Source organism: Granulicatella seriolae (assembly GCF_024543085.1).
Lineage (GTDB): Bacteria > Bacillota > Bacilli > Lactobacillales > Aerococcaceae > Granulicatella > Granulicatella seriolae.
In genome coordinates, this window is sequence record NZ_JANHNZ010000004.1 from 144,519 (window position 1) to 159,338 (window position 14,820).

A 14,820-nucleotide genomic window follows, 5' to 3' on the forward strand; every position below is an offset into this window, starting at 1 on the left:
AACTAGCATCAAGACATTTCTACATACATAAATAAGGAGGAACAATATGTCGCAGCTTAAAATTGCCCTGCTAGGCTTAGGTACTGTTGGCTCTGGGGTCGTAAGCATTATCAATCAACACCAAGATAAAATAAAACAGATGACCGGTCAAGAAATCGTGATAAAATCAGCTTTAGTAAAAACGCCTGACAAGTACAAGGAAGAGCCAGCATTTAACACCATAGAGATTACTAATGATATTTCTACAATCCTGTCAGATCCAGAAGTTACGATTGTTGTTGAAGTTATGGGAACAATTGATGCTGCCAAAGACTATATTTCCAGAGCTTTAACTGCAGGCAAACATGTTGTAACAGCTAATAAAGATCTAATGGCTGTCCATGGTGGTCAGCTAGAGGAGATTGCCAAGGAACACACAGTTGATTTATATTACGAGGCTAGTGTCGCTGGGGGAATTCCTATTTTGCGCACGATTGTGAATAGTTTTTCTTCAGATATGATTCAATCGGTTAAAGGGATTGTCAATGGGACTACCAATTATATCCTGACTAAAATGACAGAAGATAATCTTTCCTACCAAGAAGCTCTAATTCAAGCTCAAGAGAAGGGGTTTGCGGAATCAGACCCAACCAGTGATGTTGACGGATGGGATGCAGCAAGGAAAATGATTATTTTAGCTCGATTAGCTTTTGGTATGAACATCTCTTTAGAAGAAGTATCTGTCCAAGGAATTAGAGGTATTGACGTAAATGATATAGTTCGAGCGAAAGACTTGGGGTACAAGATTAAACTGCTGGGACAAGCCCGTTTGATAGATGAAAAAGCTTTTCTAGAAGTTGGGCCAGTTTTGGTACCAGAAACGCATCTTCTTGCAAGCGTATCAAATGAAAATAATGCTGTGTTGATAAACAGCGCTGCTCTTGGAGAGACTATGTTTTACGGTCCTGGGGCTGGTTCTTTGCCAACAGCAAACAGTATCGTTAGCGACATCATTGCTGTCTCTAAGAACATAGCCAATAATAGTTGTGGCAAAGGATTCAATTCCTATCACCAACCATCAATTCTTGCAGAGGACGCAATAATTTATGCTAACTACTATCTGTCTTTACATCTAGAAAATAGACCAGATAGACTTTCAGCCTTAGAGCAAATCATGGCAGAACAAGAAATTGCTATAGAAAAGGCAGACCAACAATTAGTGGAAAATGATATATCTCAAGTAGTTATAGTAACTCAACCTGTAAATAAAGCTCAGATAAAAGACTTAAAGGCTCAACTTGAAAAGGAAGTAGACATTGAACTAAAAACAATGTATCAAATAATGGATAAAGAAGTCTAACTTAGCCTAATTGTAAGAAAATAAATGATAAGCATGGTAGAATAGGAGGAATATGAGTGTTCAGCATACAAGTTCCAGCAACAAGTGCCAATCTAGGTCCTGGATTTGACTCTATGGGGGTAGCACTTTCTCTTTATTTAACGGTAGAAGTGAGAGAAACAAGCGATACATGGCTAGTAGAACATCCATTTGGAAAAGATATTCCAAGTAACCATACCAATTTGATTGTGGAAACTGCCTTAAGCATAAATCCAAATATTGAGCCGCACCACTTGGTATGCCACTCGACAATCCCAATGACAAGAGGCTTGGGTTCTAGTTCAACGGCCATCGTAGCCGGTATTGAATTGGCCAATCAATTGGGTCAGATGAATTTAAGCGATAGACAAAAGGTAAACTTTGCAAGTCAATTTGAAGGGCATCCGGATAATGTAGCCCCAGCTATTTTGGGTGGCTTGGTAGTTGCTTATTATGCTCCAAAAAAGCAAGAAACCTTCTATCAAAAAATAGATCTTGATTCCCTTTCATTTATTGCTGTGGTTCCCAATTATCAGCTCTCTACCAAAGAAAGCCGTTCTGTATTGCCAAGTCAAATGGCATTTAAAGACGCAGTAGAAGCTAGTAGTATAGCTAATCTACTAGTAGCAGCTTTTGCTAATAAGGATTACACACTAGCTGGTAACTTGTTAGAGATGGATCTCTTTCATGAAAGTTATCGCAGCCCTTTAGTAGCTGAGTTTCAGCGAGTAAGACAATTAGCTCATAGCATGGGGATAGAAGGAACATTTTTAAGTGGTGCGGGGCCTACTATAATGACCATCCTCCAAGTTCATCAAGCTCAAGCATTCTATAAAGCTTGTCAGGATGATCAAATGCTTTCTACCAACTGTCAAATTTACAAATTACAAGTCGACCATGAAGGACTCATGGTAAGATAAAAAATCTCATTAAAAAAGGATATAAATGATATATGTTAGCTTATTTTAAACCAACGTGGATTACTAAAGAGTACCAACAGATTAGACCAGAATTCCTCCTTAAACAGGGGATTAAAATTGTTTTTACCGATCTAGATAATACTTTAATTGCTTGGGATGAGCCACATGCTACAGAGCAATTGATAGAGTGGATTAAGGACTTAAAGGCAGCTGGAATCTCAGTTGTTTTAGTGTCTAACAACAATACAAAGCGAATCGGAAAAGTGGCTCAAGTAATTGATACTCCTTTTGTGTATCCAGCCTTAAAACCGCTACATAAAGGCTTTAAAGATGCACTAAAATTGCATCATGTCGAAAAAGAAGCTGTTGTCATGATAGGTGACCAGATTATGACCGATATTTTTGGTGCAACTACATTTGGTATTCGGACTATTTTAGTCAACCCTATTAAACCATCAGATGGTTGGAACACGAAAATCAATCGTTTCTTTGAAAGAATCATTTTAAAACGATTGAAAAAGAAAAATCAATTAAAGGAGCTAACGCTAGATGACGAATAAAGAAACAATGGAGCCTTGTATCGGTTGCGGTGTTCAAATACAAACAAGCGACCCACAAGGATTAGGTTACACACCAGAAAATGCATACCAAAAAGGGTTAGAGAATGGTCAAGTGTACTGTCAACGTTGCTTTAGATTACGTAATTACAATGAGCTCCAAGCGGCTCCACTAACAGATGGCGATTTTTTAAACCTCTTATCAAGCATTGGAGAAACAGATGCATTAGTTGTTTATGTGCTGGATGTTTTTGATGCCTATGGAAGTGTTATTTCTGGCTTAAAAAGATTTGTTGGCGACAATCCAATCTTATTAGTAGGAAACAAGGTTGATTTATTTCCAAAATCCATCAATAAGAATAAAATAAAAAATTGGATTGAAAAATTAGCTAAGGACTATGGCTTGAAACCAGTCGACACTCTTTTAGTTAGTGGCAATAAACGCTACCAAATTGATTTACTACTCGAAACAATTGAAACATTACGTAAAGGCAAGAATGTATATGTAGTAGGTGTTACCAATGTTGGAAAATCAACCTTAATCAACCGTATCATACAAAGTCTTGGTGACGATAGAGAATTGATCACCACGTCCCAATTTCCGGGAACAACTTTGGATCAAATTTACATTCCTTTTGGGGATGGCACTTATTTGATTGATACGCCGGGGATTATTCATAGACATCAGATTACCCATTATTTATCGGAAAAAGATGTTAAAAAAGTTTTGCCACAGAAAGAATTGCAACCTAAGACTTTTCAATTAAACGCTGAACAGACTATTTTTATAGGTGCATTGGCACGAGTAGATTATAAACAAGGACAACGAAATTCATTTACCTTTTATACGCCACATCAGATCGAACTACACAGGACAAAATTAGCTGGGGCGGATGATTTTTATCCTAAGCATAAAGGGGACTTATTAACCCCGCCAAGTGGCAGTCAAGCAGCTGAAGAATACCCACAACTAGTGGCTAGCGAATTCTCTATCAAGGAAAAATCAGATATCGTAATAGCTGGTTTGGGTTGGGTAACCATTCAAAATCCTGGGATAGTCACTGTATGGACTCCTAAAGAAGTAGATGTGATTGTAAGAAAGAGTATTGTCTAAAAAAATGAAAAGAGGTATATAATGGAATTTACAGGCAAGCAAAAACAGTTTTTAAAAAAAGAAGCTCATTCTCTCAAACCAATATTTCAAATTGGTAAAGGAGGTTTGAGTCAAGAAACGATAGAACAAATTCAAGCAGCAGTTGAAAAACGTGAATTAATTAAAATTTCTCTATTGCAAAATACGGATGAAGAAGCAGATCAAGTTGCACAAGAATTAGTACTAGCCACAGGAGCAAATTTGGTTCAAATTATAGGACATACTATTGTTCTTTATAAGAAAGCTACAAAAGAAAAGAATCGTCATATATCAACACGATTTGAACAGGCATTTTTTAAAAGTAGGTGAGACTATGAAGTCTGGGCAAAAAAATGCTAGTTTGAGTGCTAGTAAAGTCCAAAGTATTTTTGAGGTCAATGAAACTCTATCTTTTCAAGGTCCTCTTATAGAAGAAGAGCCCGTGGAAGAGGCTAGTCACCAAGTTGAAAGAGTTGGCATATTAGGTGGAACATTTAACCCACCACATCTAGGACATTTGATTATAGCGGAACAGGTTGCAACGCAGTTGGGCTTAGAAAAGATTTATTTTATGCCTAGCCATATCCCACCACATGCTGAAGAAAAGAAAACAATTGACGCAAAGCATCGAATAAGTATGACGAAGTTGGCCATTTTAGATAATCCATCCTTTGCTATTGAAACAATTGAAATGGAGCGACAAGAGAAGAGCTATACCTATGAGACCATTTCATTGTTGCATCAACGCTACCCTAATCGGGAGTATTATTTTATTATTGGTGGGGACATGGTAGAAAATCTACCCCTTTGGAAAGAGATTGATCAACTTATCCAAGAAGTTACTTTTGTCGGTGTTGAAAGACGAGGTTATGCAAAAGAAAGTCCTTATCCAATTCTTTGGGTAGATTGCCCTATTCTGGAATTAAGTTCCACAGAAATCCGTTCAAAAGTTTTTTTTGATCAAAGCATACGCTACATGGTGACGGATGAAGTGTTGAATTATATAAAGAAAGAAGGCTTATACAAAGATGACTATCAAAAGTGACTATAGCCCTTACACAGATTATTCTAGACAGCAATTACTAGAAATTATTGCTTCACAAATGAAAAAAAGTCGTTTTGAACATTGCCTACGTGTTGAACAAAAAGCTCTTGAGCTAGCAAAACAAGAAGGTGTAGAGCCTGAAAAAGCAGCTTTGGTGGGCTTGATCCATGATTATGCTAAAGAAAGACCTCTAAAAGAGCTCCAAGAGGCTGTCATCAGCTATCATCTAGACCCAGTTTATCAAGAAGAAAGCTCAGCTATCCTACATGGACCAGTTGGCGCAGAGTTGATTCGTCAGGAATTAGGAATTCATGATGAAGAAATTCTTGATGCTATAAGACAACATACCATTGGTGGTTTTGAAATGACCCCATTGGCTAAAGTACTTTTTATTGCTGATTTTATAGAAGACGGTCGTAGTTTTGACGGTGTTCAACAGACTAGGCAATTAGCTAAGGAAGATATTGATCTCGCTGTAGTTGATAAATTGAAACAAACTTTATCTTTTCTAATAGAAGAGGAAGTTGTTATCTTTCCTTTGATGGTAGATATATACAATCATTGGGTAACCAAAAAAATAAATAATTGAAAAAGTGAGGAAACAGATGACAAAATCAAGTCAGGAATTATTACAAATCGTTATAGCTGCAGCTGATGATAAGTTAGCTCAGGAAATAGTCGCTTTAGACGTTAGAAATCTAACACCTATGGCAGATTATTTTGTTATTGCACACGCTAGAAATGAGAAACAGATGGAAGCAATTGTTGATGAAATTGAAAAAGTTGTAGAAGAGAATGGTTATACTGTAAAAAGTATTGAAGGAAAAGATTCAGGTCGCTGGATTTTAGTCGACCTAACGGATGTAATTGTTCATATTTTTTACTATTCAGAACGTGGTTTCTATAATCTAGAAAAATTATGGTCGGATGCCCCAATTGTTAACGTGGCTAGTGAGGCAAAATGATTAATTACCAAACTTTTGCCCACGTCTATGACCAGGTCATGGATCAGGAAGTCTACCAATCTTGGATAGATTTCACTCGTACATCCATTGAGCAGTATGCTAAAAGACCAGTAGAGAATATTATGGAGTTGGCCTGTGGTTCTGGCAAAGTAGCCATTGATTTGTCTGAACAAGGGTTTACACTTGTGGGGGTTGACCTGTCCGAAAATATGTTAGCCATTGCACAGGAAAAAGCTAATAGACACGGTCAAGAGATTGCATGGGTACAAGCAGATATGCGTGATTTAAGAGATTTTGACCCAGTAGACCTGGTGACTCTTTATTCAGATTCTTTGTGCTACTTGACTGATTTTCAAGATGTTAAATCCGTCTTTGCTTCGGTGGTATCTATTCTTGAAGAAGGTGGATTATTCCTTTTTGATGTGCATTCTATCTATCAGATGACACAGGTTTTCCCAGGTTACCAATATTCATATACCGATGAGGACCTTGCGTTTATCTGGCAAAGCTATGAATATGATTATCCAAATAGTGTGGAACATGTTATTACTATGTTCTTAGCCGATCAAGAAGATGAATCAGAGTCACCTTTATATGAACGGTTTGAAGAGGTGCATGTCGAACGTTCTTTCACGATTGAGGAATATAAGTCAGCACTTTTGGAAGCTGGCTTTACAGCTGTTAAAGTCATGGCGGATTTCGGCAAAAGTCAGTTAGACGATCATACGACTAGATGGTTTTTTATCTGTCAAAAGTAAGAGGTAGGTGAATAAGGATGGATTTGAAAGCTTGTGGAGTTATTGCCGAATATAATCCCTTCCACCAAGGGCATGCTTACCACCTTAGACAAGCTCGTATAAAGTCCAAAGCACAAGTGATTGTGGTTGCCATGAGTGGAAATTTTGTCCAACGAGGCGAGCCAGCTATCTTTGACAAATGGACGCGAGCACAAGTAGCACTAAATCATGGAGCAGATCTTGTATTAGAAATACCTACTCTAGGATGTGTGCAGTCAGCTGACTATTTTGCTAGAGCTGGAGTAGATATTCTTCAATCAGCTAATTGTTGTGCTTTGGCCTTTGGTAGTGAGGGAGCGGTGGCGGATGATTTTTATCAAGCGGCGGTAGAATCTAAGGAACTCGATGCTGGTATACATCACCATTTGAAAGAAAGTCAAACTTATAAATCGCATGCTTATCCTATGCAGTATAGGCAGGTTGTAGAAGAGCATTTTTCAAGTAGTCAGGCCCTTCAAAAAGTCATTAATCAACCTAATCAATTATTAGGCCTTGCCTATACAAAAGCTATCCTAAGCTCTAAGAAAGAGATGGAAATTATTCCTATTGCTAGAAAAGGAGCCGGCCATAATCAAGTAGAGCTAGAGGACAAGAGTTATGCTAGCGGGACTAGTTTAAGGAAACTTTTATTAGCCGATTCAGGTCAAATCAATTGGCAAGCCATTTCTGATCAGTTGCCAAATGACCTACAAGATGGGCAGCCTTATTACGAAGAACACTATCCTGTCTCTTGGGCAGATTTTTGGCCTATCTTACAGTATATTTTGACGATTAAGTCTGCAGAGAAATTAGAATGCATCTATCAGATGGAGTTTGGACTGATACCTCGGTTCCAAGAGGCTGCACAACGGTCAAGCACATTTGAGGACTTCATTAATCAAGTGAAAACTAAACGATGGACTAGGACAAGGATTCAAAGAGTAAGTCTCTACTGTCTTTTGTCAGTTACCCAAGAACAGGTCAAAGATTATTACAATAGTCTTGAAAAAAATGTCATTCAAGTTTTAGGGTTTACCCCCAATGGACAAAAGTATCTGAAAAGGTTGCACCATGAATCGGACGCAACTTTTGTAACCAATTATGCGGCACAAAAAGAGGTTCTAGCCAATCAATATCGTTACGATAGAGTTTTTCAGCTAGCTAATCCTCAAAAAATTCAAGAACAAAATATAAAAAGAATACCAATTCGACAACAAAGTGAAAGATAAATAGCCATTTTTACTACTTGTAAAGTAGAAAGCATTGACAAAGAAAGTGGAAACTAGTATAATTTATTTTGTTGCTTTAGGGGTGAAAATGTGAAAAAATCATTGAAACAGCTTGAAGATTTAAAAGAGGAACCACAATATTTTGATGAATTCTTGAACGTTGAAAATTCATTGAAAGCTAGAGATTTGTCAGTTTTGGCGGTATCTCCAGTAAGAATTGAAGGATTTTTACTTTATGAAAATCATTCAGTGGTTGCTCATTTCAAATGTACATTAGACATCACACTTCCTTCATCACGATCATTACAGCCTGTACAAGTTCCCATGGAGCTTGAGGTTAGGGAAAGATATGTCCCAGAAGCTTACTTAGGAAATGAACTACCTGAATCGGCTACTGAGGAAATAGTTATTCCACTAGAAGATGATTGGATTGATTTGCAACCGGCAGTTGAAGACACCATTTTGCTTTCGATACCATTGCGTGTACTATCAAAAGAAGAGATGGATCAAGATTCTATGCCGAGTGGTCAAGACTGGAACCTTGTTTCTGAAGAACAATATCGCTTGCAAAAGCAGCTCCAGAAAGAACAGACCGTTGATCCTCGATTAGCAAGTCTGCAATCATTTTTTGATCAAGATGAGACTGAAGAGTAAGCTTACTTTCACGCAAAGCAGTTTTTAGATAATAGGAGGTGTAGAAAAATGGCAGTACCAAAACGTAAAACATCAAAAGCAAGAAAAGCAAAACGTCGTACACACTTTAAATTACAAGTACCTGGACTTAGCGCATGCCCAAACTGTGGTGCTTTAAGAAAGAGCCATCACGTTTGTCCTGAATGTGGATACTACGATGGAAAAGAAGTTGTATCACAAGAAGCTTAATTGTTACTTAAAATAAACCTACTCTTTTTTATAAAGGGTAGGTTTTATTTTGTTTTAAAGAAGGGTATAATAATTGGAAATACTAGAGAAAATGGGGTTTTTGAATGATTTTTAAAGATTTAATCAAAGATGAAGCTATTATGCAGATCATAGGCCCTGAGACTCTTTTAGACTCAAATATTGATGATTTGATTTATGTAGCTAAAGAAGCAAAAGTGAATACCGTATATTTTGCTTTGCCAGGGCGTACAGTGGATGGGCTAGACTTTATTGAGGATGCCTATAAATTAGGTTGTCGTATTTTTATTGTTGAAAAAGCAGTTCATTTGGCAGAAGATGCCTTAGTGCTTGTGGTTAAGGATAGTCGTCAGGCTTTAAGCAGTCTATCAGCCACTTTTTTTGGAAACCCTTCTCGAAACATGAAGGTGATTGGGATAACAGGAACTAAAGGAAAGACAACAACTAGTCAACTCCTCTATCAAGTATTGCAAAAAATAGGGATAGCTGTTGGAGTTATTGGTACAAATGGCAGTCGTTTTTTTGATCAAGTTATTTCTACTGATAATACCACACCAGAAAGTTATCAGATTCAAAAAATTATGGCTCAAATGGTAGAACATAAGGTAAAAGTTTGCTTTATGGAAGTTTCTTCTCAAGGCTTAATGATGGGTAGAGTAAACCATATTCACTTTGATTTAGCGGTGTTTACGAATATGGCTAACGACCATGTGGGGGACTTAGAACATGCTTCATTTGAAGAATACTTACATTGGAAACAGCATTTGTTTACAATGACAGACCACTCTTTAATAAATGCAGATGATGCTTTTGCAGCCAATTTTATGGGGCTTTCTAAGCATTATCAAACTTATGGTTTTAATAGTGGGGCTGATTTCTTAGCCAGTCACCTTGACTATGTTAAGGGTGCGAATTATTTGGGTTCAAATTTTCTTTTTGAGAAAAGGGGTTCCGTAGCAATTGAGGTATCAATTGTTAGTCCTGGCCGTTTTAGTGTCTATAATGCTTTGGTTGTGTTGGCTGTGGCAGATTATTTGAAGCAGGATTTGAGTCAAGTTGTTGAAATTTTATCATTCATTTCGGTTGAGGGACGTATGCAAATTATCCCATCTAAGAATGATGTGTTAGTGATTCTTGACTATGCACATAATGGCTTTAGTTTGGAAAATGTGATTCTTACGATTCAACACTATGATTACAAGCGGCTTATAGTTGTTTTTGGTTCAGTGGGTGGAAGGTCTCATTTGCGCCGTAAAGAATTGGGTGATGTGGTGGCAAAGTATGCAGATTTGGCAATAATTACGTCTGATAACCCAGATTTTGAAAAACCTTCAAAAATCATTGAAGATATCCAGCAGTCATTTGCACATTCAACGTGTAAGGTTTATACTGAAGAAAAGCGTGAAATGGCCATTCAATTAGCAGCGTCACTGGCACAAGATGGTGATATTGTTATATTTGCTGGTAAGGGTCACGAAAATTACCAATTGATTAATGGCGTTAAGGAAGCTTTTGATGAAGAAGAGTTAATAAGGGTGGCATTTAATCAATAAGTTAGGTGGGGTTGTATGACGATTGGGTTAATTTATGAAATAGCATTTATTTTGGTGATAGTCTTACAAGGTGTTCTCTTGCAACGATTTATAGGAAATAGGCTCTATTACAATGAATTCGGTTATATCACTTTTCGTGAGCTTATGTTGCCTATGTTATTAGTCTGGCTCTACGTTACTGGATTAATTGTGGTAGGCTATTCTGTTATCCCTTATTTCACACTGGTTGTATCGGTCATAGCTTTGATAAGTCTCTTTTGGATTCAAAAAAAGGATAGTAGAATGAGTCCATTTGTTTTTCTTCATCGAATAGCTTCAGTTAGTTTTTTTCTAGTCCTACTTATGATTATTGTTTTGCAAATCATGCGTTTTCTGTAAAAATTAAACTAGTTTAGAGTTTTTAATACATTCAAACAATCGTACAAATGTAATCATTCAAAAAGTGTTTAACATCAACTTGTCATAAAGGTTGATGTTAAACACTTTTTTAATTTAAGAATAAGATAAGAGTTTCAGAGAACTGTATCAGAAATCGAAAGGGGGGCCACCACCATATTTATTGCTGGTAGATAAATTGGAAAGATGAATAGCTTAAAGAAGGTAATACTTTTCTGCTCTAGAAAGTAACACACAGGTTAGAAAAAATAATTTCATCATATATGAAGACTGGATGACAAAGATGTAATTTTTTTTGGTTTTTTTGATAAACTGGTGGTGGAAAGTGGTGGAATGTGGTAGACTAGGGGTACATTATGAAAGGATAGGAGGAGACTAGATGTTAATTGGAGAATATCAACACACCGTTGATGCAAAAGGACGTATGATTGTTCCTGCAAAATTCCGTGACGATCTAGGTCTATCATTCATAATTACCCGTGGATTTGACGGTTGTTTATTCGGTTATCCGGCTGAACAATGGGCACAAATTCAAGAAAAATTAAAACAACTGCCCTTATCAAAAAAAGAATCACGTTCCTTTACACGATTCTTCTACTCAGCAGCAACAGAAGTAGAGATTGATAAGCAAGGTCGAGTTAATATCCCACAAACTTTAAGAGATTTTGCCAAATTAGAAAAAAATTGCCGTGTTGTCGGCATTTCAGATCGCATTGAAATTTGGAGTGAAGCACGTTGGTTAGAATTTGCTGAAAGTGCTGAAGAGAACTTCGAAGAATTAGCAGAAAATATGATTGATTTTGGATTTTAGAAAGCTCGCTTTTTAAGAATTCCTAAAGGAGAGAGCCATGTTTGAACATACTACCGTACTTTTACATGAAACTGTTGACCAATTAAATATTCAAGCGGATGGTATCTATGTGGATTGTACCTTGGGTGGAGCAGGACATAGTAAATACCTCTTGTCGAAATTGTCTGAAAAGGGACATCTCTATTGTTTTGATCAAGATATTCAAGCCTTAGAACATGCCAAAGAATTTTTGAAAGAGGAAGCCCAAGCTGGTAAGGTTACCTTTATCCATGCTAACTTCCGCCAAATTAAAGAGCAGTTACATGAACATGGTATTGATGAAGTAGATGGCATTCTCTATGATTTAGGGGTTTCATCACCTCAGTTGGACCAAATTGAACGTGGGTTTTCCTACCACCAATCAGCTGCCTTAGATATGCGTATGGACCAAAGTTCGCCACTAACAGCAGAAATCATTGTTAATGAATGGGACTACCAAGAATTGGTTAGAATTTTTTTCCGTTATGGAGAAGAGAAATTTTCTAAACAAATTGCTCGTAATATTGAGCGAATTCGTCAAACACAAGCGATAAAAACTACGGACCAACTGGTTGATATCATTAAAGATACAATCCCAGCACCAGCTAGGAGAAAAGGTGGCCATCCAGCTAAACGGATATTCCAAGCCATTCGTATAGCGGTCAATGATGAGTTAGCGGCTATTGAAGATTCTTTGGCACAAGCCTTAGAATTGCTAGCTGTAAATGGTCGTATCAGTGTTATTTCCTTCCATTCTTTGGAAGACCGCATAGTCAAGGTGATGTTTAAACAAGCAGCGACTATAGAAAGTACACCAAAAAATCTTCCTATTTTACCAGAACAGGAAGAAAGAGCAGAATATCAAGTGATTACTAGGAAACCGATTTTACCAAGTGAGCTTGAATTACAAGAAAATTCCAGAGCTCAAAGTGCAAAATTAAGAGTGATTGAACGCATTAAAAAGAACAAAGAGTAGGCTGAAAGGAGGAATAAATTATGGCACAAGTAGATCCTTATTATAGAAGTCTTGACTCTGTAAGTATTCCTCAAGTCGAAAGAGAAACGAAAACTAAAGAGATCGTCATCCCTCAAGAAAAAGTTCGCTTTAAATATTGGAGATTTTTCGCCTTGTCCATTATACTTATTAGTGTCTTAGCTACAGTAACCATCGTGACACAAATGATGGTAGCTAACAAAAATATTACACTTCAAAACTTGAAGAGCGACACGACATTGCTTGAACGAGATAATTCCATATTAATTCAATCAACACAAGAATTATCACAATATGATCGGGTCATGAAAATTGCCCAAGAGCAAGGCTTGAAGATGGATGAAGCGAACGTAAGGAATGTTACTGAATGAAGAATAGTACAAAAGAATCAATGAGAAATAGAAGAATTGCGAGTATTAGCTTGATGGGTGTTGCAGTCCTTTTATTTCTCATTTTTTCATTTAAATTTTCAAGTATTATGTTGACTGGAAAATATGGGAATGTTGATTTAAAGCAACAAATCACAGATGTTACGAATGTTAGCAAGATTTTGCCTGCCAAAAGAGGAACCATATATGATGCTGGTGGAAGCCCAATTGCTATTGATGCGACTTCCTATTCTTTGTATGCTGTTTTAACCAACAAATGGAGCCAAAATGAAGAAAAACCAGACTTCGTCCAAGACATTCCAACAACTGCAGCAAAACTTGCTCCATTTTTAGACCTATCCGTCACTGAGATTGAAGATATTTTAAAACAAAAAGGTGTTGACCAAGTAGAATTTGGTAATTCAGGAATGAATTTAACAGTTGAGATAAAGATGAAGATTGATGCCTTAAAATTACCAGGAATTAAATTCTCAGAATCACCAAGTCGCTTTTACTCAAATGGGATCTTCGCATCTCACTTAGTGGGTTATACTGATTTGGAAACATCCAATGCAGAAGGCACATCTTTGCCACAATTAGTTGGTAAGATGGGAGTAGAAGGGCTATATAATACCGAATTAACTGGAACGGCAGGGGAGATTCGTTATCAAACAGATGGGAAAGATATTCCAGTCGCTAATAGCGAAGTCGTTACGAAACAGCCAGTAGATGGTGGGAATATCCATTTGACCTTGGACAAACGGTTGGAAAGCTATCTAGAAAGTTTGATGAGCGAAGTGAATGATAAATTCCAGCCAAACTCAATGACAGCTATGTTGGTAGATCCAAAAACAGGAAATATTTTAGCTGCTACTCAACGCCCAACCTTTAATGCGACAAGTAAAGAGGGCATCAATACCATGTGGAATAACCTCTTAACTGATGAAGCCTATGAACCAGGTTCAACCATGAAAGTTCTAGCGTTAGCTGCTGCTATCAATGAGGGAGTCTTTGATCCCAACGAAATGTACCAGTCAGGAAGTATAAAGATTTACGATGACCTAGTCAGCGATTATAATAAGGTTGGATGGGGCAGAATTTCTTACTTAGAAGGATTGGCCCATTCCAGTAATGTCGCTTTTGTTCATATTATTGAAAAGATTGGTGTAGAAAAATGGAAGCAGTACTTACATGATTTTCAATTTGCTATGTCAACCAATTCTGGTTTTTTGAATGAAGTTGCTGGCTCCAACCCGTATGAGTCATACCTGCAACAATTGTCTACAGGTTTTGGACAAGGAATTACCGTTACGGTCTACCAAATGATGCAGGCCTTTACCGCTATTGCTAACAACGGTCAAATGATGAAATTACGCTTGGTAGACAGTGTTGAAAATCCAGTGACTGGTGATGTTAAAAAGATTGATCCGGTACCACTGGCTAGACCAATCTCTGCTGAAACAGCTAAAAAAACCTTAGATTATCTCTACAAAGCTACAGGATTTACAGGGGGAACAGCGACAAACTTTGTTATTGAAGGTGAGCAAATTGCAGCCAAAACAGGTACAGCTGAATTGATTAATCCAGATACTGGATCTTATTACTCTTCAGGAAATAACTATATCTACTCTGTAGTTGGATACGCACCTGCTACTGACCCTAAATACATTTTTTATGTTACGATTAAGCAACCGCAAAACAACCCAGATGGTCTGGCTGGAGCATCAATTTTAGAAGAAGTTTTCAATCCATTTATGAAACGGGTGTTAGAGTACAATCGGTTGAGCACCAATCAATGA

18 protein-coding genes are annotated in these 14,820 nt (G+C 37.3%); all 18 read left to right on the forward strand.

From position 1 onward, the window contains the following. The first annotated feature begins 46 nt into the window (after positions 1–46). Positions 47–1,339: a homoserine dehydrogenase gene (locus tag NPA36_RS05810; protein WP_256945176.1), complete on the forward strand. Its 1,293-nt coding sequence runs from the start codon at positions 47–49 to the stop codon at positions 1,337–1,339. Positions 1,340–1,395: 56 nt separating this feature from the next. Then, positions 1,396–2,277 (forward strand): homoserine kinase, encoded by an 882-nt coding sequence (gene thrB / locus NPA36_RS05815; RefSeq protein WP_256945177.1) that lies wholly within the window; start codon positions 1,396–1,398, stop codon positions 2,275–2,277. A gap of 32 nt (positions 2,278–2,309) precedes the next feature. Further along, positions 2,310–2,837, forward strand: a complete 528-nt coding sequence (locus NPA36_RS05820) for a YqeG family HAD IIIA-type phosphatase (protein WP_256945178.1) — start codon at positions 2,310–2,312, stop codon at positions 2,835–2,837. After that, complete coding sequence (yqeH, locus tag NPA36_RS05825) at positions 2,827–3,948, forward strand: ribosome biogenesis GTPase YqeH (protein WP_256945179.1); 1,122 nt, start codon at positions 2,827–2,829, stop codon at positions 3,946–3,948. Before NPA36_RS05820 ends, yqeH begins: the two co-directional genes overlap by 11 nt. Positions 3,949–3,969: 21 nt before the next feature. Beyond that, positions 3,970–4,296: a ribosome assembly RNA-binding protein YhbY gene (gene yhbY, locus NPA36_RS05830; RefSeq protein ID WP_256945180.1), complete on the forward strand. Its 327-nt coding sequence runs from the start codon at positions 3,970–3,972 to the stop codon at positions 4,294–4,296. A 4-nt stretch (positions 4,297–4,300) separates the two neighbouring features. Then, entirely contained in the window at positions 4,301–5,011 is a 711-nt protein-coding gene (locus NPA36_RS05835; protein ID WP_256945181.1) for a nicotinate-nucleotide adenylyltransferase, read from the forward strand. Beyond that, complete coding sequence (gene yqeK, locus NPA36_RS05840; protein WP_256945182.1) at positions 4,995–5,600, forward strand: bis(5'-nucleosyl)-tetraphosphatase (symmetrical) YqeK; 606 nt, start codon at positions 4,995–4,997, stop codon at positions 5,598–5,600. The genes NPA36_RS05835 and yqeK overlap by 17 nt, the downstream gene beginning before the upstream one ends. A gap of 16 nt (positions 5,601–5,616) precedes the next feature. Next, positions 5,617–5,976, forward strand: a complete 360-nt coding sequence (rsfS, locus tag NPA36_RS05845; RefSeq protein ID WP_256945183.1) for a ribosome silencing factor — start codon at positions 5,617–5,619, stop codon at positions 5,974–5,976. After that, positions 5,973–6,734, forward strand: a complete 762-nt coding sequence (locus NPA36_RS05850) for a class I SAM-dependent DNA methyltransferase (RefSeq protein ID WP_256945184.1) — start codon at positions 5,973–5,975, stop codon at positions 6,732–6,734. The genes rsfS and NPA36_RS05850 overlap by 4 nt, the downstream gene beginning before the upstream one ends. 17 nt (positions 6,735–6,751) lie before the next feature. Next, the gene (locus tag NPA36_RS05855) at positions 6,752–7,981 is read left to right on the forward strand and encodes a nucleotidyltransferase (protein WP_256945185.1); all 1,230 of its coding nucleotides are present in this window, start codon (positions 6,752–6,754) and stop codon (positions 7,979–7,981) included. Positions 7,982–8,071: 90 nt separating this feature from the next. After that, positions 8,072–8,635, forward strand: coding sequence for a DUF177 domain-containing protein (locus NPA36_RS05860; protein WP_256945186.1), 564 nt, complete (start codon positions 8,072–8,074; stop codon positions 8,633–8,635). Positions 8,636–8,683: 48 nt separating this feature from the next. After that, complete coding sequence (gene rpmF, locus NPA36_RS05865) at positions 8,684–8,863, forward strand: 50S ribosomal protein L32 (RefSeq protein ID WP_256945187.1); 180 nt, start codon at positions 8,684–8,686, stop codon at positions 8,861–8,863. A 104-nt stretch (positions 8,864–8,967) separates the two neighbouring features. Then, on the forward strand, positions 8,968–10,434 hold the full coding sequence (locus NPA36_RS05870) for a UDP-N-acetylmuramoyl-L-alanyl-D-glutamate--2,6-diaminopimelate ligase (RefSeq protein WP_256945188.1): 1,467 nt from the start codon (positions 8,968–8,970) through the stop codon (positions 10,432–10,434). Between the two features lie 15 nt (positions 10,435–10,449). Further along, entirely contained in the window at positions 10,450–10,812 is a 363-nt protein-coding gene (locus NPA36_RS05875; protein ID WP_256945189.1) for a hypothetical protein, read from the forward strand. Between the two features lie 397 nt (positions 10,813–11,209). After that, the gene (mraZ, locus tag NPA36_RS05880) at positions 11,210–11,641 is read left to right on the forward strand and encodes a division/cell wall cluster transcriptional repressor MraZ (RefSeq protein WP_256945190.1); all 432 of its coding nucleotides are present in this window, start codon (positions 11,210–11,212) and stop codon (positions 11,639–11,641) included. A gap of 37 nt (positions 11,642–11,678) precedes the next feature. Continuing rightward, the gene (rsmH, locus tag NPA36_RS05885; protein WP_256945191.1) at positions 11,679–12,635 is read left to right on the forward strand and encodes a 16S rRNA (cytosine(1402)-N(4))-methyltransferase RsmH; all 957 of its coding nucleotides are present in this window, start codon (positions 11,679–11,681) and stop codon (positions 12,633–12,635) included. Positions 12,636–12,655: 20 nt separating this feature from the next. Further along, on the forward strand, positions 12,656–13,024 hold the full coding sequence (ftsL, locus tag NPA36_RS05890; RefSeq protein WP_256945192.1) for a cell division protein FtsL: 369 nt from the start codon (positions 12,656–12,658) through the stop codon (positions 13,022–13,024). Then, positions 13,021–14,820 (forward strand): peptidoglycan D,D-transpeptidase FtsI family protein, encoded by a 1,800-nt coding sequence (locus tag NPA36_RS05895; protein ID WP_256945193.1) that lies wholly within the window; start codon positions 13,021–13,023, stop codon positions 14,818–14,820. Before ftsL ends, NPA36_RS05895 begins: the two co-directional genes overlap by 4 nt.